The organism is Vibrio sp. YIC-376 (assembly GCF_052353105.1).
In the GTDB taxonomy this organism is placed as follows: Bacteria; Pseudomonadota; Gammaproteobacteria; order Enterobacterales; family Vibrionaceae; genus Vibrio.
In genome coordinates this window covers 575,263-594,884 of record NZ_JBBWFK010000002.1, presented here as the reverse complement: position 1 = coordinate 594,884, position 19,622 = coordinate 575,263, and the positions used below count along the sequence as shown (strand labels likewise).

Sequence of the window (19,622 nt, the reverse complement as noted above, 5' to 3'; positions counted from 1 at the left end):
GGAGGATTTTTATCACACATAGGTTACCGCTAGATTACTCTCCCAGATACTAATAGCAGCGCACACGGGATGCTGCTTTCCGATACTTCGCTATGATTTCTTTAAAATAATCAGGAGCAATGGGATAGACAATGAAGTGACGCAACTTATTATCCGTTCTCTGATAGGGTTTAAGGTACCTTACGATGTGAAAATTTCATTTCATAAAATGTTTTAATGGGTGTAAGAACATCATTTTGTGATCTACATTCAGTTGTGAAGGGAAAAATCTCAAAGAAGAGTCTACATAAGGGAATTAGCCGATCTTTGTCATTGTTTTTGAAATCTTCATTTCATAGTATGGTTGTGTTTGAAATATAAAACCCACTTGGTAAGTGTACTTTAATACGTATAAGGAAGAGTTGAATGTCTAAGCTATTATCGAAATATCAAGCGTCTCCAGCTGACGGTTGTACTCAAAACATTACCCCAGAGAATGCCGATTGGGGATATGTCGGATTTAAAGCTTATGAGTTAAAAGCGGGAGAAAGCCTTTCTCTGCCAGCTTCAGAAGTGGAGACTTGCCTTGTACTTGTTGCTGGTAAGGCAACCGTTGTAACGGATTCGGCAACTTACGAGAATATTGGTGATCGCATGTGTCCATTTGAGCGCAAAAAACCTTATGCGGTTTATGTTACACCAAGTGACAACTGTGAAGTGCAGGCGTTGACCGATATTGAACTGGCAGTGTGTACCTCTCCAAGTAAAGGCACATACCCAACGCGATTGATCGCACCAGAAAATATTGATGCTGAAGCGAGAGGCGTTGGTAACAATAAACGCTATGTTCACAATATCCTTCCGGATTATGCAGAGGCAGATACATTGTTGGTTGTCGAAGTTTACACCGACGAAGGCTGCACAAGTTCATTCCCGAGCCACAAACACGATACCGCAAACGAACCAAATGAGACTTACCTCGAAGAGACGTATTATCACCGACTAAATCCGGAACAAGGTTTCGTTCTGCAACGTGTTTATACGGATGACCGCTCATTAGATGAGTGCATGGCTGCTTATAACAAAGACGTTGTGAAGGCACCGAAAGGCTACCACCCTGTTGCGACCATTGCGGGATATGACAGCTACTACCTTAATGTTATGGCGGGACCTTCGCGTAAATGGTTATTTACTTGGGAAGAAGACCACAACTGGGTTAATGGTCCAAAGTATGCGGCAAAACATGCTTAATTTACGTGTAAAGTAGGGCAGATTTGTCTCGGCCACAATTTCACTGCGAGGATGAACTCGTCCCAGAAGCCATGATTTTTCATGGCTTCTTTTTTCTTACTATTCAGAAAGTAGCCCGCTAAAGGTGACACTATGAAGCTCTCGAATCCGACTTTATTTAAACAACAATGCTTGATAAATGGGGAGTGGCTCAGCGCTGAAAGCAACGAGACCAGTAATGTCCTCAACCCTTTTGATAATACAATTATTGGCGCGGTACCTAATATGGGCAGACGCGAGACAGCCCAGGCAGTTCAAGCAGCACACTGTGCGTTTGATTCTTGGAAAAAGACCCTTTCCGCAGAGCGGGCGTTACTGTTAAAAAAATGGCATGAACTTATTTTGGCCAATATCGACGACCTTGCAACGATCATCACGACTGAATTAGGGAAACCTTTCGAAGAAGCAAAAGGTGAAGTGATGTATGCGGCAAGTTTTGTTGAATGGTTTGCCGAAGAAGCCAAGCGGGCTTATGGGGAAATCATTCCTACGCACCGCAGTGATTCCCGTATCGTGACTACACAAGAGCCGATAGGTGTTGTGGCAGCGATTACACCGTGGAATTTCCCGATAGCGATGATTACGCGAAAATGTGCTCCGGCTTTTGCGGCAGGTTGTACCGTGGTATTGAAGCCTGCACCGGAAACGCCTTATTCCGCGCTGGCTATTGCTGAGTTGGCGAAACAGGCCGGTTTTCCCGACGGTGTATTGTCTGTTGTAACTGGTGACGCGATCGAGATAGGGAAGGAGCTTACTGAAAATAAGCGTGTGAGAAAGGTTTCGTTTACTGGCTCAACACGTGTCGGCAAAATCCTGATGCAGCAATCAGCCGCGTCTATAAAAAAACTATCTCTTGAACTTGGCGGTAACGCACCTTTTATTGTGTTCGACGATGCGGATCTTGATGCGGCGGTTGAAGGTGCAATGATAGCTAAGTTCCGTAATGCAGGACAAACCTGTGTTTGCGCCAACCGCATTTATGTGCAGGACACGGTTTACGATCTCTTTGCTAAAAAGCTCATCGAACGTGTTTCCAAACTCAGAGTAGGTAACGGTTTTGACAGTGAAACCAATATCGGTCCACTCATTAATCAAACTGCGGTAGATAAAGTTAAACATCACATCCGAGATGCCGTGTCAAAAGGCGCTGAGGTGGGATTTGGCTCGGACGGTCACTCACTTGGCAATAATTTTGTGATTCCTCATGTGCTCCTGAATGTTACTGATGAAATGCTGGTTTCACGCGAAGAGACATTTGGCCCGGTAGCGCCGTTGTTCCGATTTGAATCTGAAGATGATGTTATTTCACGCGCAAACGATACTGATTTCGGATTGAGTGCCTATCTCTACACGCAGTCGCACTCTCGTGTTTGGAGAGTCAGTGAAGCGTTAGAAGCGGGAATTGTTGGCGTCAATCAGGGGCTTATCTCGACACCTGTTGCGCCATTTGGTGGTGTGAAAGAGTCGGGTTTGGGTCGTGAAGGCTCGCATATGGGCTTAAGCGAATTTATGGAAGTGAAATACATTTTGATGGGCGGGTTGAACTAAAACCTGCCTCGCTTTTCCTTTTACTCAAAGAAGAAGGCTGTTATGGAAACAAAAACTCGAACCATACCCTCTAGTAAACGTATTGCTTTGGTTGCGCATGACAACTGCAAGCCTCAACTTTTAAAGTGGGTTGGCGAAAAACAGGAACAACTTAAATCTCACTTGCTTTATGCTACCGGTACAACTGGTCATTTAATTCAGAACAATACAGGTTTGTCGGTCACTAGCATGATCAGCGGTCCTATGGGTGGCGATCAGCAAATTGGAGCCCTCATTTCTCAAGGTAACCTGGATGTGCTGATATTCTTTTGGGATCCTCTCAACTCAGTCCCTCATGATCCCGATGTTAAGGCGTTACTCCGCATCGCGAGTGTGTGGAATATTCCTGTCGCCACAAATCAGGCAACGGCGGATTTCTTGTTTGCTTCTGAATGTATGTCCCGAGAAGTGGCAATTGATATTCCTGACTATGAAAAATATTTAAGTAACCGAATCTAGACCTCAAGTCTGTCATGGAGGCGTGTGATTGATACTGATTCCATGACAGACTGCTTCTCCTCCTTATTGAGACACTCACCCCTGATAGCCGGACGTTTGTCTCTTTCCATATCAATAAGCCTTAGATCAATGTTTGTCGCACATCTGTCGTTTCCATGCGGTACTGAATCAAAAGGCGTCCTTTCTCTGAGATCAGGCGTATCAAAGAAAAAAGCAGAGTACGAATACTCTGCTTTAGGGGGAATTGAAGGACACTCGAAATCTATCGATATCGGTGACTAGAGTTATTTTATACCACGCCCATCGATGCAAAAATTAAAACAACACCAGTCGCTACTACAGGAACCGCCAGGGTGCAGACAAAAATATCTTTGTATGAATCTCGGTGAGTCATTCCACAAATCCCAAGTAGTGTAATAACCGCACCATTATGAGGAAGTGAATCTAATCCTCCGCAAGCTATCGCCGCGATACGGTGTAAAGATTCAAGACTAATACCTAACTCCAGTGCTTTTTGAATATAAACCTGGCCAAGAGCGTCCAGTGCAATACTCAGCCCTCCAGATGCGGACCCTGTAATCCCTGCGAGTAAGCTGGTCGACATAGCAAAGGATAACAGAGGGGTTCCTGGTATAGAAAGTATGCCTTCTTTTACTAATTCAAAAGAGGACAGTGATTTGATCACATTACCAAACCCAACTGCTGCGGCTGTATTCATGATTGGCATGATAGAGCTTTCACCGCCTTCGTTAAGAGAAAAGCGTACGTCCTTCATATATTTCTTAAACAATAAAAGGGCGACAACAATAGCGGTGGTCAGTGCGATGATAAGACTCCACATACCATTTACTTTTTGCAGCGTGGTATCGTAGTTGGCAAGGTAACTAGTATCGACACTTGGGAAATAGAAAGTCACGATCAGAAAGTTCAAAACCAGCACGATAAGGATTGGGATAAAGGCAATGGTCGCAGAAGGAATGTTGTCATTCTCATTGCTTTCATCGGTTTCCGGTTGCGATTCATCGTGAATACCATAACCTTCTCCATTTGCTCGGGCGATAGCTTCACGGCGTTTCAGCCATAGCATTCCCAAGCCAAACATTGCACCAGCACCAACTAGTCCAAGAGCAGGCGCTGCGTATGCCGTGGTACCGAAAAAAGGCATAGCAATAGTATTTTGGATTTGTGGCGAACCTGGCAAAGCGGTCATGGTAAATGTGAAGGATCCTAGTGCGATCGTTCCTGGAATCAGACGCTTAGGTACATTACTGTCTTTAAATATTTGTGCTGCAATAGGGTATACGGCAAATACAACAACAAACATAGACACACCGCCGTAGGTCAAAATCGATACGGCGAGTACCACGGCTAAGATCGCATTTTTGCTTCCTACTTTGTTAACAATGACTTTAGCGATTGATTTTGCAGCACCAGAGTCATCCATTACTTTGCCAAAAATAGCTCCAAGCAAGAACGCTGGAAAATAGAGTTTTACATAGTTTGCAGCACTTAACATGAAGACTTCCGTATAACTGGCCATCATGTAGGTCCCGGCAGAAAACAGAGCAGCAACTAATGCCAAAATAGGTGCTAACCAAATGACTGACATTCCTCGGTACGCGAGGTACATCAACAAAACTAACGACAGCAATATGCCCAATATTCCAACGTCCACGGTAATCTCCAATGTAAGCAAATGTTATTTCCAAAAGTTGAAGAAATTGAAACACTCATTTCATTTTAAATAAAGTAAAAGATTGGCTGTATGGAGATAAATCATCCAATATATTGATCAAAGACAGTAAAACGGTAGATAAGGTGCGTTTGGAATGTTCATTTATCACATAAAATGAAAAATTCATTTCACTAAGTTTATTTCGAATGGTACGTTTAAGAGCAAGTATTTCATCTACTCTTAGAATTCACGATCAATGTAATGATTAAGGAAATAGAATGAGCGCACGTATCGTATTACCAAGGATTATGCATGTAGGTAAAGGGGCATCACTTCAAGCTACGGATGTAATGGCAAGCTTAGGTGCATCTCGACCTCTAATTGTCACCGATAAAATGATGGTTCAGCTAGGTTATGTAGCAAAAGTTCAAGAAGCGCTTCTTGCCCAGGGCATAGAGGCTTCCGTATTTTCAGATACGATTCCAGAGCCAACAGTGAGCTCAATCGATGCTGGCGTAAAAATGGTGCGTGAAGGCGGATTCGACTCCATTATTGCAATCGGTGGAGGAAGCCCAATCGACAGCGCCAAAGCCATCTCAATTGTTGGTAAATTTGGTGGACAAGTAAGAGACTACAAATTCCCTCGTGATGTTAGCGAAGCCGGACTTCCAATTATTGCAATTCCTACTACTGCAGGTACTGGCTCAGAGGTCACTCGCTTCACTGTGATTACAGACGATCTGCATGACGAAAAAATGTTGTGTTCTGGCCTTGGGTTTATGCCTATCGCCGCGCTGGTGGACTACGAACTAACAATGTCACTTCCTCCACGTGTCACTGCTGACTGTGGTCTGGATGCACTGACACACGCTATTGAAGCTTATGTTAGTCAAAAAGCGAACCAGTTCTCTGATACTCAAGCTCTGATTGCGATGGAAAAAATTGGTAAGAGTATTCGTCAGGCTTATCACAACCCTAAAGATGAGGCTGCTCGCTCTGATATGATGTTTGGTGCAACGTTGGCAGGTGTGGCATTTTCCAATGCATCGGTTGCATTAGTGCATGGGATGAGCCGCCCTATTGGTGCATTTTTCCATGTGCCTCATGGCCTATCAAACGCAATGTTGCTACCAGCTATCACTGAGTTTTCAATTCCTAGCGCTGAAAAGCGCTATGCAGATTGTGCTCGCGCTATTGGTGTTGCCTCTGCGTCTGACGCTGATGAGATTGCATGTAAGAAGTTAGTCAATGAACTGCGTGCATTAAATACGGAGTTATCCGTTCCTACACCGTCGCAATATGGTATGGATAAAGAGCGTTTCTTTGATCTTCTATCGACAATGGCACAACAAGCGCTGGATTCTGGTTCTCCGAGTAATAACCCTCGCGTTCCTTCTTTAGAAGAAACAATCGAGCTTTACAAAACAGTTTGGAACGAAGGTGAATAGCACAACAGGTCGTCGATTATTGACTACCAACTAAGCCACACTATTTCGTAAAACCTTGTACCGCGCTCTTCCAAATCGCTTTCTGGCGGCTGAAGAGCGCGTTTTATCGTCCCAAACCTGTCACACATCCCAAGCAAATCCTCACTGCTTTACCACCCGGCATCTCTGTGTTTGTTTTACTCGTTGCCGCGTCTGTAAACCAAGTCATTCTCGCTGAACCTAGCATCTCGAGGTTGTTTGGGTATATTCATTACCTCTTTGTACTTTTCTTTCAATAAAGTATTTTCCGCAGATTTTTGCTTATGTGCTGCCTCTGGAGGGCTTTTTCTACCTCAGTCACAGTATCATGTCTCTAGTCAGGAGCGTCATGACACATAGTGTTCGAAGGGGTCATGCTGAATAATCAAATGATTTCAATTGATTATACGGCGTGGAAGAAATATTTATTTTATTTTGTGAAAATATTAAAATATCTATTGCATTATGTGTGACCTGGATCTATATTTACACCCGAAGATGTAGGAAACTTACAAACCTTTTGGAGGGTAAATTATGTACGGTGCTATTGCATATAACGCATACTATATGGTTAAAGATGCTCGCGAGAGCCAAGTAGCTTCAGATGTAGAAGCTGTGAAAAAAGAGAAAAAGCGTTTTTCATTTAAGGCGCTTTTCAACAAAGCAGTACTACAACCACAAACAACACAAACTTTATAAGGAGAATGATATGTACGGTGCTATCGCATATAACACTTACTATATGGCTAAAGATGCTCGCGAGAATCAGGTATCTTCAGACGTAGCCGCTGTGAAGAAAGAGAAAAAGCGTTTTTCATTTACGGCGTTTTTCAGCAGAGCAGTACCAAAACCACAAGCAACCCAAACTTTTTGAGGATAATGATATGTACGGAGCAGTCGCTTATAACGCGTACTACATGGTAAAAGACGCGGAAGAAAACCCAGAAACAAACAACATCAAGATGAAAGCAAACCAAAAGTCTTTAAAGCTTATCATCAACGAGTTTGTTCAAAACAACATACCTATGTTGACCAAGAGCAACGGTAGTGAATTTTATTTTCTGCTACTTCTAGTTACATCATTTACAGCACTTAATGTATAAAAGATACTTTAAAACAGTTGCTTAAATGGTTTTAAACCTAGAGGTACATGAGAGAACTCACCTCGCATGTTGTCAGAAATTTTGTATATAAAGAAGCAGTAATGCTTCGCGGGAATAGTGGAAAGTTGAGTAGTCTACCCGACTAGGGTGTTAAGATGAGCCTCAAAGCTGGTGGCACTATGATCGAGGAATAGCATTGACAGCCAGGTGAACGAAAACACCAAATGGCAGTGTTGATGATTGACCTAAATTACCACCACGTGAAAACAGCAGAGTAAGATAGTGGCAAAGTCCACTATAAAAACTGGATGTAGTTCGAGAAGAACAATAACGTATCTCACCCAAAAACATGGCTCGCCAGAGTCTGTTAATTTCCAATTTAATCAAGGACGTTCCTGCTGTCAGTCGTTGCAGGGAACATCAGCCAATCTAATTGAATCATCAGCTCAGACCTCAGTGTACGGATACCACTAATGCGGTGTTCCAGTCGCTTGTTAACCAGCACCTCTAAAAATTTTTATCTCAGGCGCAGATGATCACTCATGTGCCAACACTAATTTTGCCTTTTCAAGTCGATCTGCTTTCCATTTTTTAACTCAAAAACACGATTCCACTTCTGTTCAATCCTCATTCATTCCCTGGATTTCCTGATAACAAACGCCCTGAATGTACAGGATTCATGCTGTTTCTGATTAACGTATGTTGCTTTTTGTGATCTGGCGTTTCAAAAGTGTAAATTAAATTTTTCATTAATATTGAAAATGAAAAATAAATTTCATACAATTGCTTTCGTTCAATAACCAAAAGCAAACTTATCTTCAAAACACAGATCATTGTCGAGATTAGTTAATGCTTTTAGATAGAAACATCCACAACTACAACGCGAAACAAGTCGCTCAAGTCAGTCTAAATTAGGAGTTGGTCATGGAGACTATTCATAACTATATCGATGGAAGCATTCAAGAGAGCCAAAGCGGCAAATTTGCTCCAGTATTTAACCCAGCTACTGGTGAGCAAATTCGCCAAGTCGTTCTTAGCTCAAAGAGTGAAACGGAACTGGCAATTGAAGCTGCTGCTAAGGCATTTCCTGCATGGTCGAAAAAGTCACCATTAAAACGTGCTCGTATCCTATTTAAGTTCAAAGAGTTAATGGAAGCTAATATGGACAAGCTTGCCAAAACGATTTCTACTGAGCACGGCAAGGTTTACTCAGATGCTATGGGTGAGCTCACCCGAGGCTTGGAAGTTGTTGAGTTTGCATGTGGTATTCCGCACCTTCAGAAAGGCGAGCATTCTGCTAACGTGGGAACAGGTGTCGACAGCCACTCTTTAATGCAACCACTAGGCGTTTGTGCGGGTATTACACCATTTAACTTTCCGGCGATGGTTTCAATGTGGATGTTTCCTATTGCACTTGCGACTGGTAACACATTTGTTCTAAAACCGTCAGAAAAGGATCCAACAACTTCTTTGATTCTGGCAGAGCTACTTTCTGAAGCGGGCCTTCCTGATGGCGTATTTAACGTCGTGAATGGTGACAAAGAGTCAGTTGATGTTCTTCTGACTGACCCACGAGTTCAAGCTGTGAGCTTTGTTGGATCAACGCCAATCGCAGAGTACATTTACTCAACGGCTTCGGCTCACGGTAAACGTTGCCAAGCACTGGGTGGCGCTAAAAACCACTGTATCTTAATGCCAGATGCAGATTTAGATATGGCATCTAATGCGATTATCGGTGCAGCATTTGGCGCGGCCGGTGAGCGTTGTATGGCACTTTCTGTTGCTGTGGTTGTGGGTGACGAAACAGCAGATCGTTTGATCGATAAACTGAGCACTGGCGTTGACAAAATGACGATTGGTCCTGGCATTGTCGAAGGTAAAGAGAATGACATGGGACCTGTTATTTCGGCGGTTCACAAAGAGAAAATCATCGGTTACATCGACTCTGGCGTAGAGCAAGGTGCTGATCTTCTTATCGATGGCCGTTCACTAAGTGTCGATGGTTATGAAAATGGATACTTTGTGGGACCAACGCTGTTCGATAACGTATCACCTGACATGACTATTTATAAAGAAGAGATCTTTGGTCCTGTTCTGGCGATTGTTCGCGTACCGGATTTCGAAACCGCTATTCAACTGGTTAACCGTCATGAATATGGCAATGGTACGGCAATCTTCACTCGCGATGGCGAAACGGCTCGTCAGTTTAGTGAAAATGTCCAGGCTGGCATGGTAGGTATCAATATCCCAATCCCAGTACCAATGGCATTCCACAGTTTTGGTGGTTGGAAACGTTCTGTTTTCGGTCCGTTAAATGTGCACGGTAATGACGGCGTTCGTTTCTACACAAGAATGAAAACAGTATCTAGTCGCTGGCCTGCAAGTGATGTTCGTCTGGAGCAGCATTCAAGCTCATTTAATATGCCGACGTTAGGATAATCAGATCTTTTAACTGTTTGATAGGGCATGGTAGGGGCCCTAATAGGTAAGCGCGTGGAAGAGCGCGCTTCCTTTTTCTATATTTTTGCTGGCTAAGAGCCAGCATTTTTTATATACAAAACTTTCCTAAAATAATAGCGGATAGTTTGTGAATACTATTATTTTGATAGATAAAAATTACTGTTTCTAAGCGTGTATTTTTAATGGTATAAGTTTGCTAAGTCATGTTTTCTACCGTTATTATTCTAAACGGTACTTTACCATCAATGTAAATATCGGGAGTGTAGCCATTGGATAAGTGATTAAACATAATATCGAGCGATAGTTCCGCATGCCGTTGAGCATTTTGGTCTAAGGTAAAAGAAAGTACGTCATTTTTAAGCAATTCTTCCGTTGTATGATAAAGTTCATGGGTGACGAAAGCACAAGAGCCGATTTTACCTGTACTTGATAACCAGTTACCTATTGTTTTGTTTCCTGCCCCGGAATTATAAATACCGATGATGTCATTTTTATTCTGTTGATTCAAAATACGCCGTATTGTTTCTTTATCGTCATCGCCATATAAAACATCGCTTAACGTAATGTTATCTCGCTTTATTATTGCATCTTGGAAACCTTTCATTCTTTGTATATGAGCCTGGTAGTCGAATCGACCACTGAGAAGAATGATCTGGCCTTGCTCTGGAAGCATTTTAGACATTAGGGAAGCGGCTGTTCTTCCAATCTGATACTGATCGATTCCAACATGACATAATCTTTTGCTATCAGGCAAGTCAGTCGCAAGAGTGATGACAGGAGTTCCCTCGCTATGGCATTCTTCAAGCGCTTGATAAATTATGTTATTGTCATTTGCAAAGACGATAATGCCGTCATATTTATCGGCGCTGTTCTTTAGGTGATTGGCTAGCTTTTCAGGCTGGCTCTCAGGAACTAAACTGCAACGCAAACGGAAATTGCGATATTGATGCCCTTGAGCGACTTTGCTAAAACCTTTTAATAAAGACTGGAAAAATTGTGAAGGGTTCTGACTGAGGATAAGTTCAATCCTCCAAGGAGCTTGGTATATTTCCGGTAGTGTACGCTTAATCCCCAACTCCTTAGCTGCAGCAATAACTTTCTGGACAGTTTTAGGGGACACTCCGCCTCGTTCGTTTAGAACTCTATCTACGGTAGCAATTCCTACCTGTGCTTTTTCTGCTATTACAGCAAAAGTTGATTTCTTCATAACTCTCTAATACGTATACTGCAGTTGTTCAGGAGGGTAAGCGGCATCACTTAATGAATATTCATTGTACTTAACACTGACAATACGTCAGGTCACCTTAAATTTCTAGAAATAACCCCAACAACGAATTCATAGAATAATTACTCAATTTATATTTTAGTTCTTTCGTTAAGACGAAGACCGGAATACCAGTTTATAACAAGTCAATAATCTCATAGCGCACATGAATCACGCTTTACGAGCGATGGCTAACTGATTTTAATCTAGATCACATTTGATTGATGAAAACCCATCAAAACATAAGTGTCAAAATCGATATGATATCGATACTATTTTTGGGACGACATTTACTAAGTTTATTCCTTAGTTGGCCGTATATAAATTTTTACTTTTTACAAACGTGAAATTATAACGAGGTAGTAAACATGTTCACCAAAATTAAATTTGCTTTAAATCACATGCTATGTCCAAAAGTATCGGCTGAAGCGCTTATCGATTATGCGGTACAACTAGGATTGGATGCTGTCGAATTACGTAATGACGTAAACGAGAATAGTCTGGTTTCTGTTGAGCAAGCTAAAGCTATTGGCGCGAAAGCAAAATCTGCAGGTGTTCGAATTCTCACTATTAATGCGGTGTACCCGTTTAATGTATGGGATAACGAATTAAAAGAGAAAGCAGAAAAATTAGCTGAATTAGCAGAAGCATGTGGTGCTGAAGCACTTGTTCTATGTCCTTTAAATGATGGTAATTCACGTACGAAGGAACAAGTTAAAGAGTCATTAACGCACCTTAAAGCACTCTTCGATAAACATGGAATCAAAGGCTATGTCGAGCCACTAGGCTTCCCTATCTCATCCCTTCGTACTAAAGCTGAAGCGGTTGAAGTGATTGAAGAGCTTGGCTTTGAAGATACGTTCAAAATCGTTCACGACACATTCCACCACAAAGGTGCATGTGAAACTGCATTGTTCCCACAACAGACTGGTTTAGTTCATATTTCAGGTGTTGAAGACGAATCCATCACGTTTGAAGAAATGCTAGACGCACACCGTTTGATGATAAATGCCCAAGACCGTTTGGATAATGTTGGCCAAATCAAACAGTTGCTTGAAGCTGGTTACACAGGCTATTTCTCTTTTGAACCATTCTCTGCTCCGGTGTGGGATCTGCCAGACCACGTTGAAGCAGCAAAAGAAAGTATCGAATTCATCCTTGAGCGTATTTAACCCATTATTAACTTGTTAATGATGGACTCTGTATTAGGAGGCCTTTAATGGACAAAAATAAAGTAAAACTTGGTGCAGCGCCTATTGCATGGACAAACGACGATTTACCAAGTCTAGGAGCAGAAAATACATTTGCGCAGTGTGTCAGTGAAATGGCTTTGGCTGGATTCACTGGTAGTGAAGTAGGCTGTAAGTTCCCTAAAGATACGAAAGTACTAAAAGAGAAACTCGCGCTTCGCGGTATTCAAATTTGTAACGCTTGGTTTAGTACTTTCTTTGCAGATGGCAAAGAAGATCAATCTATCACTGAATTTGTTGCGCATATGGATTTCTTACATGAAATGGGTGCAAAAGTTATTGGTTGCTCCGAGCAAAGTGGAAGTATTCAGGGAACTGAAAAAGCAGTATTTGAAGAGAAGCCAAACTGGACTGATAAAGAATGGCAACGTGTTGCTGATGGTTACAATAAAATTGCTAAGCTCGCAGCGGAAAAGGGCATGAAAGTTTGTCTGCATCATCATATGGGTACGGGTGTTCAAACCCCGGCTGAGATAGACCGATTTATGGCGATGACGAACGATAATGTTGGACTGCTTCTGGATACAGGTCATATTTACTACTCAGAAGGCAAACAAGAAGCCATCCTTGAAGTATTAGATAAACATGTAGATCGCATTCCACACGTCCATTTAAAAGATATTCGTGATGAAAAACGTCAACAAGTTATAGACGAACATCGCTGTTTTCTTGATGGCGTGCGTTTAGGGGCTTTTACCGTTCCTGGCGATGGTGTCATTGACTTTAAGCCTATATTTGAAACTTTGGATAAAACCGGATATGAAGGCTGGATGGTTATCGAAGCCGAACAGGACCCTGGTGTTGCAGATCCACTAGAGTACGCACAAAAAGCGCGAAAATATATCCGAGAAGTTGCTGGAATTTAAAATCAACTTGCTTCATTTATTATAAATTAAGTAACAACGGCTAATTTATATAAATGTAATTCTCAACTATCAGTTTTATAAAATACGTTTTAATTAATTCTATTTTGTTAGATAAGTAATTTGTATTTATTAATATAAAATTCAAATTATCTACAATTCAGAGAACGGTTTTGTATTTATATATTAAATAAAAATTAAAGGACGAATATCATGACTTTAAAAGTAGGTGTGATTGGTTTAGGTGCCATCGGTAAAGAACATGCAAAAAGAATTCATCACCTTCTGCAAGGTGCAGAAGTGGTTGCTGCGACAGATGTGGATCCAGATGCAGTCAAAGCATTTTTGAGCGAAGAGAATATTCCAGCTGAAGTTTACGCTAATGGTAAGGATCTGATTAACTCATCTGACGTCGATGCTGTTGTTGTGACCTCTTGGGGACCAACGCACGAAGAGTTTGTTCTTGAATCGATCAAAGTGGGTAAACCGGTGTTCTGTGAAAAACCACTTGCTGATACGGCATCAGGTTGCAAACGTATTGTTGAAGCTGAAATGGCTGCAGGCAAAAAGCTGGTACAGGTTGGTTTCATGCGTCGTTATGATGCTGGCTACAAATTGCTTAAAGCCGCAATTGAAAATGGTGATTTAGGTGAGCCTTTGCTCGTGCACTGTGCTCACAGAAACCCTGAAGTTCCAGAAGCTTACTACGGTGATATGCCTTTTTCGGATACATTCATCCATGAAATCGATGTATTGCGCTGGTTAGTTGGTGACGATTACAAATCTGTTCAGGTTATCAATCCGAAACGTACTAAATACACGCACGCGAAGCTACAGGATCCACTGATGGTCATCGTAGAGACTCGTGGTGGTATCCATATTGATGCTGAAATTTTTGTTAACTGTAAATACGGTTACGACATTCAATGTCAGGTTGTTGGAGAAGAGGGCGTTGCTAATCTGCCAGAGCCAATGAGTCTATTGACTCGTAAAGATGCAAAACTTTCTACAAATATTCTGACAGATTGGAAAGTCCGCTTCTTTGAAGCGTATGACGTCGAACTTCAAGATTGGATTGATTCAACACACGCTGGTGAAGTTAATGGTCCAACTGCATGGGATGGTTACTTCGCAGCGGTTACTTCAGATGCATGTGCTGAAGCGCGCGTTACAGGTAAGGTCATCGATATCGACTTACCAGAAACTCCAGAGTTCTACAAATAGTGCTCAGTGAAGTTCGTTATTGCATAAATTGGTAGTTAGGTTACACCCCCAATGCTATTAGGTCGTGTATAAGTCAGTCTTCACGCCTAGTAGCATTGACACAAATTATGTTTACGTTTTTCCGGGAATGTGGACAACTGAATAACTTACGGCAAGAACTGCACTAGCCCACTTGCAGCCTTTAGATTGGTAACAAAAAAGACGATTAAGTGAGTGGCATCGGAATGGTTAATTGGGCACAGATACTCCCCATTCTCATGTCAGGAGATGATGACGAGTAGATATGCCCTGTGCATTGGTTTCTCTATATCAGCTTGTTGGCAAGTTGCTGAACAATAATCACATAATGCTGATTTTAACGCCCATTCCGTTAAGCAAGGTGGTGTTGACGGGCTGATGGAAACGTACCGTGTCTTGGCTTTTTAGGTGTATTTCTTGTCGCGCCGACTTAGACTCAATAGCTAAAACGCAATCACTATTGGCGTAGAATGCACTGAATAACGTGCTGTCCGTGTGCTCAGCCATAAACGAAGCTGGAGAAAACACCGCTTCAACCCTCGATGTCACTTTACCTTCTCTCACCATAATATTGAGATCTTCAATCTTCCCATCGGTTAGTGAGGCATGAGTTACATCACCGCCAGCGAATTTCGCCATGGATAATGGCTGTTTCAGTTCGTGGCTAGATGTCTTCTCACCGTTTTGATGAGTCAACAACATCCCCTGACCTTGGAGCAAAATAAGGGTGCGATGCAATCCGCTGAAATCAGAAAACAGGCCGTCTTCTACTACTGCTGCTTGGCTCACCCTATACTGCACTTCATTGTTTTCACGACTTACGGCAATTTCCAGTGTTTCTCCTAAACCGTTTTTCCACGGCATGCGAAGATAGTCAGATTGAGGAATAATGCTAAATATGTCTCTGTGATTAAGCATCGTAAATCACCTTTTTAATCACTTGAGTAAACTCAGCGCGGCTTACCAAATCGAGTTCATGACGACCGTCTTCAATCACTTGCTGACCTGCAACAAAGACATCTTTTACGACATTTTCACTACACGCAAATAGCCAACGATTTAGAACATCTTTGTTTTCGCTAGCGCCAATGAACGGATGTGTATCGTCGAGAACCATAAAGTCCGCTCGGCTTCCCACAGACAAGCCAAGTTCTACATCACAAGATTGGTTACCGCCGATTAGCGCTTGCTTAAACAGGTTATCACCGATGCTGACTTGTTCTTCACGGTAGAGACGGTTACGTTGCTGATCACGCAAGCGTTGTCCGTATTCTAAGATACGCAACTCTTCCACAATTGAAAGGCTAACATGGCTGTCGGAACCAATGCCCCAACGACCATTCAAGCGCTCAAACTCGACACCCGGGAAAATACCATCACCTAAGTTCGCTTCTGTTGTTGGACACAAGCCTACAACCGCTCCACTATGCGCGATAGCGTTGAGTTCGTGATCATTTAAATGTGTTGCGTGGATAAGGTTCCAGCGTTTGTTCAAGCCAATATGCTCGTGCAACCACTCAACAGGACGTTGTCCACTCCATGCAATACTGTCATTGACTTCTTTCTGCTGCTCAGAAATATGAATATGCACGATTCGTTGTTTATCTAATTCACCCAGCACTTCGTTAATTTGTTGCTCTGTAACCGCGCGCAATGAGTGGAAACAAATACCAAGATTATGCAGTTTTGAGCCCGCTAATGCCTGTTCACACTGGTGTTGTAAATCCAAATAGGATTGAGAAGAGTGGATAAAGCGTGCCTGACCTTCATTTGGTGCAAGCGCACCGAAACCTGAGTGAGAGTAGAGAACTGGAAGTAAAGTTAATCCAATACCAGAACGATCAGCAGCATTGATTAACTGATGGGACATTTCGGCACGATTTGCATAGTGCTTACCTGCCACATCATGATGAAGATAATGAAACTCGCCCACTTGAGTGTAGCCAGCCTTGAGCATGTCGATATACAGCTGAGTGGCAATAACATTTGCTTGTTCTGGAGATAGTTTCTGTACAATTTTGTACATCAGGTCACGCCAGCTCCAGAAACTATCATTAGGGTTCAAACACACTTCTGCCATGCCAGCCATTACTCTTTGGAATGCATGCGAGTGAACGTTAGCTATCGTCGGCAGCACAGGGCCTGATAACTTCACCGCATTATTTGGCTCTTCAGAATCTGATTCGATACGAGTAAACACGCCATCCGTCACTTCGAACAAGACGTTGTTTTGCCAACCCTGATTAAGCCAAGCTCTTTCAGCAAAAAAGTAATGTCGTGTTTGAGTCCCTGTCATAGTGGATTCCTAGTTCTATAGATAGTAATGACCATACATGTTGCAAATTAGTTTAATTGAGCTTTATATGTATATACAAGTTATATTTTTTAACTAATTCTTGTACAAAAATCAGGGTGATTATTGAACGAAATTTTGAAGTGCGGAGCTTGTTTTAATAACTTGAAGCTTGCAACTACGGTATATGACAGTTATGTTGATAAATGTATATACATTTGATTTTATGATAACGGAGTGTCTGCCAAATGACTCAACCTACTATAGTGTCATCACCGTTCGAATTTCATCAGGGAAACGTGCCATTACTGGTGAGCATGCCGCACTCAGGGTTAAACCTGACTCCTGAAGTTGAACAAGGATTAACAGATGCTGCACGCCACTTACCTGATACAGATTGGTTTATTCCAGAGCTGTATGAGTGTGTAAAAGAGCTCGGGGCTAGCGTCATTTCCGCAAACTATTCTCGCTATGTGATTGACCTTAATCGCCCATTCGATGACAAACCGCTATACACCACCAAAACAACAGGTCTGTTCCCTGAAATTCTGTTTGATTCCACGCCGGTATTTTTTGAAGGTAAAGCGCCGACTGAAGCTGATCATGAACGTTATAAACAGCAAATTTGGCAACCTTATCACTTAACTATCGAGCAAGAGCTTGCGCGCTTAAAAGAGATTCATGGTTACGCGATTTTGTTTGACGCTCACAGCATCGCCGCCCAAGTCCCAATGCTGTTTGAAGGCACGCTGCCTGATTTTAACTGGGGTACAAACCAAGGAGAGTCTTGTAGCTCAGCCATTGTCGATGCGGTAATGGAAACCGTGTCAGATAACTACAGTCAAGTGCTGAATGGCCGCTTTAAAGGTGGTTTCATTACACGAGGGTTCGGTAACCCAAGTGAGAACATTCACGCCATTCAGTTGGAAATGTCTCAAGATACTTATCTGAACAATGACGCTCTGGCACTAGGACGTTACGAGCTGGATGCTGAGAAGTCTGCGGCGGTTAAATCTCAACTTAAAGCCATTTTAAGCGCGGTACTAAATACAAAAATATAAGCAAGAGCAAGAGTGCTCTGAGAATTTAGCAAGGAATGTATCAATGCACATATCTCCTATGATTTGTGCGTTGATCGGCTAGACACAAATTACTTGAAGGGACATTCGGTGGTCATTTCGATTTCGTCTATCAGCATATGAATATGCGATGGGGGGAGCTTAAATGCACTAAAGCCGATGCCGTTTCAAGGAAGATGGGTATAACTAAGGAAGGTTTTAAATGGAAACAACTCAACCTGCGCTCACTAAACCGGTTTGGTCATCGGTACTCAAACTGGTACTTTTTAGTCTCATTGGGATAGTCTTTTTCTTTGTCCCTGTAGAAATCAACACTAAGTCAACGATACCCCTGGATCATATGGTTTCCTGGCTGCGTGTCTCTTTTCCAAAAGGCGTAGAAATCTATGCTGTGATGATGATTATCGCAGGTGGTATATACCCTTTCATTTCAGGAACCTGGAATACTAACGTTACTCAAAAAATCCTCTCTGTATTAAAAGTCGTTGGTGTTGTCACTGCTTTGATGGCTTTCTTTTCGTTCGGGCCTGAACTGCTGTTTGAAAAAGACATGTTGCCATTTTTGTTCGGAAAATTAGTTGTACCAGTTGGACTTATTGTTCCTGTTGGTGCGATTTTCCTCGCCTTTTTAATCGGCTTTGGCCTTCTGGAGCTAGTTGGAGTATTACTTCAACCCGTCATGAGACCGATTTTTAAAACCCCCGGTAAATCTGCAATTGATGCGGTTGCCTCTTTTGTAGGTAGCTACTCTATCGGTCTGCTCATTACAAACCGCGTATACAAATCGGGTCAGTACTCGGCAAAAGAAGCCGCCATCATTGCGACAGGATTCTCTACTGTGTCTGCGACGTTCATGGTCATTGTTGCGAAAACCTTAGGTTTAATGGACATCTGGAACCTGTTTTTCTGGAGTACACTAGTTCTGACTTTCATTGTTACCGCAATCACTGTTCGACTACGTCCATTAAGCCGCTTAGATGATACAAAACCTGTCGCTGACGAAACGGACAGCGATCTGCCACGCATTAAGCAAGCGGTGAACGAGGGGCTGCAAATTGCAGATAAGTCCGAACCTGTCATCAGCAGTATTATCAAAAATCTAAAAGAAGGTTTGTTGATGGCGATGAGTATCTTGCCATCGATAATGTCGGTAGGTTTGATTGGTCTGCTTTTAGCTAAATACACCCCTGTATTTGAATGGTTAGGCTTTTTGTTCTACCCATTCGCATGGATAGCACAGATGCCAGATCCAATGTTGGTATCTAAAGCATCAGCAACGGGACTGGCAGAGATGTTCTTGCCTGCACTTATTGCTGGGAAGAGTGACTTTATCACTCGCTTTGTCATTGGACAGATTTCTATTTCTTCAATTCTGTTCTTCTCGGCTTCTATCCCTTGTATTTTGTCGACTGAGATTCCGATCTCCGTAAAACAAATCCTTGTGGTGTGGTTCCAGCGTACGGTGCTGACATTACTTCTAAGCTCCCCTGTGGCGTTTGCAATTCAACACTTTGTTCTAGGTTGATCGTTAAAAGCGAAACGCTTTACGCTGCTACGCAAAAAATAAAAATCCCCACAGCGTTCACTGTGGGGATTTTTGTTTGAGCCGTTA

Annotated in this window: 17 protein-coding genes; 13 read left to right on the top strand and 4 right to left on the bottom strand. The window is 42.4% G+C overall.

Translation table 11 applies throughout. From position 1 onward, the window contains the following. The first annotated feature begins 405 nt into the window (after positions 1-405). The 3 genes from iolB (at position 406) to WJM94_RS06975 (ending at position 3,315) form a co-directional block, all read left to right on the top strand. A complete protein-coding gene (gene iolB / locus WJM94_RS06985) occupies positions 406-1,230 on the top strand; it encodes a 5-deoxy-glucuronate isomerase (protein ID WP_444493517.1) in 825 nt (274 codons plus the stop codon). A 132-nt stretch (positions 1,231-1,362) separates the two neighbouring features. Beyond that, entirely contained in the window at positions 1,363-2,817 is a 1,455-nt protein-coding gene (locus tag WJM94_RS06980; protein WP_444493516.1) for an NAD-dependent succinate-semialdehyde dehydrogenase, read from the top strand. Between the two features lie 42 nt (positions 2,818-2,859). Then, positions 2,860-3,315: a methylglyoxal synthase gene (locus WJM94_RS06975; RefSeq protein WP_444493515.1), complete on the top strand. Its 456-nt coding sequence runs from the start codon at positions 2,860-2,862 to the stop codon at positions 3,313-3,315. Positions 3,316-3,604: 289 nt separating this feature from the next. Here WJM94_RS06975 and WJM94_RS06970 read toward each other — a convergent pair whose 3' ends face one another. Then, positions 3,605-4,990, bottom strand: coding sequence for a GntP family permease (locus WJM94_RS06970; RefSeq protein ID WP_444493514.1), 1,386 nt, complete (start codon positions 4,988-4,990; stop codon positions 3,605-3,607). Between the two features lie 278 nt (positions 4,991-5,268). On the opposite strand from WJM94_RS06970, the gene WJM94_RS06965 reads away from it, so the two are divergent. From WJM94_RS06965 to WJM94_RS06945, 5 genes are all read left to right on the top strand, one after another. After that, entirely contained in the window at positions 5,269-6,438 is a 1,170-nt protein-coding gene (locus tag WJM94_RS06965; RefSeq protein ID WP_444493513.1) for an iron-containing alcohol dehydrogenase, read from the top strand. Positions 6,439-6,990: 552 nt separating this feature from the next. Next, positions 6,991-7,155 (top strand): hypothetical protein, encoded by a 165-nt coding sequence (locus WJM94_RS06960; RefSeq protein WP_444493512.1) that lies wholly within the window; start codon positions 6,991-6,993, stop codon positions 7,153-7,155. A 10-nt stretch (positions 7,156-7,165) separates the two neighbouring features. After that, positions 7,166-7,330 carry a hypothetical protein gene (locus tag WJM94_RS06955; protein WP_444493511.1) on the top strand — a complete coding sequence of 55 codons (165 nt, stop codon included), beginning with the start codon at positions 7,166-7,168 and terminating at the stop codon, positions 7,328-7,330. A 10-nt stretch (positions 7,331-7,340) separates the two neighbouring features. Beyond that, positions 7,341-7,559 carry a hypothetical protein gene (locus WJM94_RS06950; protein WP_444493510.1) on the top strand — a complete coding sequence of 73 codons (219 nt, stop codon included), beginning with the start codon at positions 7,341-7,343 and terminating at the stop codon, positions 7,557-7,559. Between the two features lie 924 nt (positions 7,560-8,483). Beyond that, a complete protein-coding gene (locus tag WJM94_RS06945; RefSeq protein ID WP_444493509.1) occupies positions 8,484-9,998 on the top strand; it encodes a CoA-acylating methylmalonate-semialdehyde dehydrogenase in 1,515 nt (504 codons plus the stop codon). 217 nt (positions 9,999-10,215) lie between these two features. On the opposite strand, the gene WJM94_RS06940 is transcribed toward WJM94_RS06945, so the two are convergent. Beyond that, entirely contained in the window at positions 10,216-11,226 is a 1,011-nt protein-coding gene (locus tag WJM94_RS06940; protein ID WP_444493508.1) for a LacI family DNA-binding transcriptional regulator, read from the bottom strand. 425 nt (positions 11,227-11,651) lie between these two features. On the opposite strand from WJM94_RS06940, the gene WJM94_RS06935 reads away from it, so the two are divergent. The 3 genes from WJM94_RS06935 (at position 11,652) to WJM94_RS06925 (ending at position 14,620) form a co-directional block, all read left to right on the top strand. Further along, positions 11,652-12,455: a TIM barrel protein gene (locus tag WJM94_RS06935; protein WP_444493507.1), complete on the top strand. Its 804-nt coding sequence runs from the start codon at positions 11,652-11,654 to the stop codon at positions 12,453-12,455. Positions 12,456-12,502: 47 nt separating this feature from the next. Then, the gene (gene iolE, locus WJM94_RS06930) at positions 12,503-13,399 is read left to right on the top strand and encodes a myo-inosose-2 dehydratase (protein WP_444493506.1); all 897 of its coding nucleotides are present in this window, start codon (positions 12,503-12,505) and stop codon (positions 13,397-13,399) included. A 210-nt stretch (positions 13,400-13,609) separates the two neighbouring features. Further along, positions 13,610-14,620: a Gfo/Idh/MocA family oxidoreductase gene (locus tag WJM94_RS06925; protein WP_444493505.1), complete on the top strand. Its 1,011-nt coding sequence runs from the start codon at positions 13,610-13,612 to the stop codon at positions 14,618-14,620. 339 nt (positions 14,621-14,959) lie between these two features. On the opposite strand, the gene WJM94_RS06920 is transcribed toward WJM94_RS06925, so the two are convergent. Both WJM94_RS06920 and WJM94_RS06915 read right to left on the bottom strand, forming a co-directional pair. Continuing rightward, on the bottom strand, positions 14,960-15,556 hold the full coding sequence (locus WJM94_RS06920; protein ID WP_444493504.1) for a HutD/Ves family protein: 597 nt from the start codon (positions 15,554-15,556) through the stop codon (positions 14,960-14,962). Next, positions 15,549-16,934 (bottom strand): formimidoylglutamate deiminase, encoded by a 1,386-nt coding sequence (locus WJM94_RS06915; RefSeq protein ID WP_444493503.1) that lies wholly within the window; start codon positions 16,932-16,934, stop codon positions 15,549-15,551. Before WJM94_RS06915 ends, WJM94_RS06920 begins: the two co-directional genes overlap by 8 nt. A gap of 245 nt (positions 16,935-17,179) precedes the next feature. Between WJM94_RS06915 and hutG the strand changes: the two genes are divergently transcribed. Continuing rightward, entirely contained in the window at positions 17,180-17,992 is an 813-nt protein-coding gene (gene hutG / locus WJM94_RS06910) for an N-formylglutamate deformylase (RefSeq protein WP_444493502.1), read from the top strand. 220 nt (positions 17,993-18,212) lie between these two features. Next, entirely contained in the window at positions 18,213-19,535 is a 1,323-nt protein-coding gene (locus WJM94_RS06905; RefSeq protein WP_444493501.1) for a YjiH family protein, read from the top strand. Positions 19,536-19,622: the final 87 nt, after the last annotated feature.

Coding starts and splice junctions, on each gene's coding strand:
- WJM94_RS06950 (WP_444493510.1), top strand. CDS start 7,341: ATGTACGGAGCAGTCGCTTATAACGCGTACTACATGGTAAAAGACGCG.
- iolE (WP_444493506.1), top strand. CDS start 12,503: ATGGACAAAAATAAAGTAAAACTTGGTGCAGCGCCTATTGCATGGACA.
- WJM94_RS06945 (WP_444493509.1), top strand. CDS start 8,484: ATGGAGACTATTCATAACTATATCGATGGAAGCATTCAAGAGAGCCAA.
- WJM94_RS06975 (WP_444493515.1), top strand. CDS start 2,860: ATGGAAACAAAAACTCGAACCATACCCTCTAGTAAACGTATTGCTTTG.
- WJM94_RS06955 (WP_444493511.1), top strand. CDS start 7,166: ATGTACGGTGCTATCGCATATAACACTTACTATATGGCTAAAGATGCT.
- WJM94_RS06920 (WP_444493504.1), bottom strand. CDS start 15,556: ATGCTTAATCACAGAGACATATTTAGCATTATTCCTCAATCTGACTAT.
- WJM94_RS06980 (WP_444493516.1), top strand. CDS start 1,363: ATGAAGCTCTCGAATCCGACTTTATTTAAACAACAATGCTTGATAAAT.
- WJM94_RS06940 (WP_444493508.1), bottom strand. CDS start 11,226: ATGAAGAAATCAACTTTTGCTGTAATAGCAGAAAAAGCACAGGTAGGA.
- WJM94_RS06925 (WP_444493505.1), top strand. CDS start 13,610: ATGACTTTAAAAGTAGGTGTGATTGGTTTAGGTGCCATCGGTAAAGAA.
- hutG (WP_444493502.1), top strand. CDS start 17,180: ATGACTCAACCTACTATAGTGTCATCACCGTTCGAATTTCATCAGGGA.
- WJM94_RS06960 (WP_444493512.1), top strand. CDS start 6,991: ATGTACGGTGCTATTGCATATAACGCATACTATATGGTTAAAGATGCT.
- iolB (WP_444493517.1), top strand. CDS start 406: ATGTCTAAGCTATTATCGAAATATCAAGCGTCTCCAGCTGACGGTTGT.
- WJM94_RS06905 (WP_444493501.1), top strand. CDS start 18,213: ATGGAAACAACTCAACCTGCGCTCACTAAACCGGTTTGGTCATCGGTA.
- WJM94_RS06915 (WP_444493503.1), bottom strand. CDS start 16,934: ATGACAGGGACTCAAACACGACATTACTTTTTTGCTGAAAGAGCTTGG.
- WJM94_RS06935 (WP_444493507.1), top strand. CDS start 11,652: ATGTTCACCAAAATTAAATTTGCTTTAAATCACATGCTATGTCCAAAA.
- WJM94_RS06965 (WP_444493513.1), top strand. CDS start 5,269: ATGAGCGCACGTATCGTATTACCAAGGATTATGCATGTAGGTAAAGGG.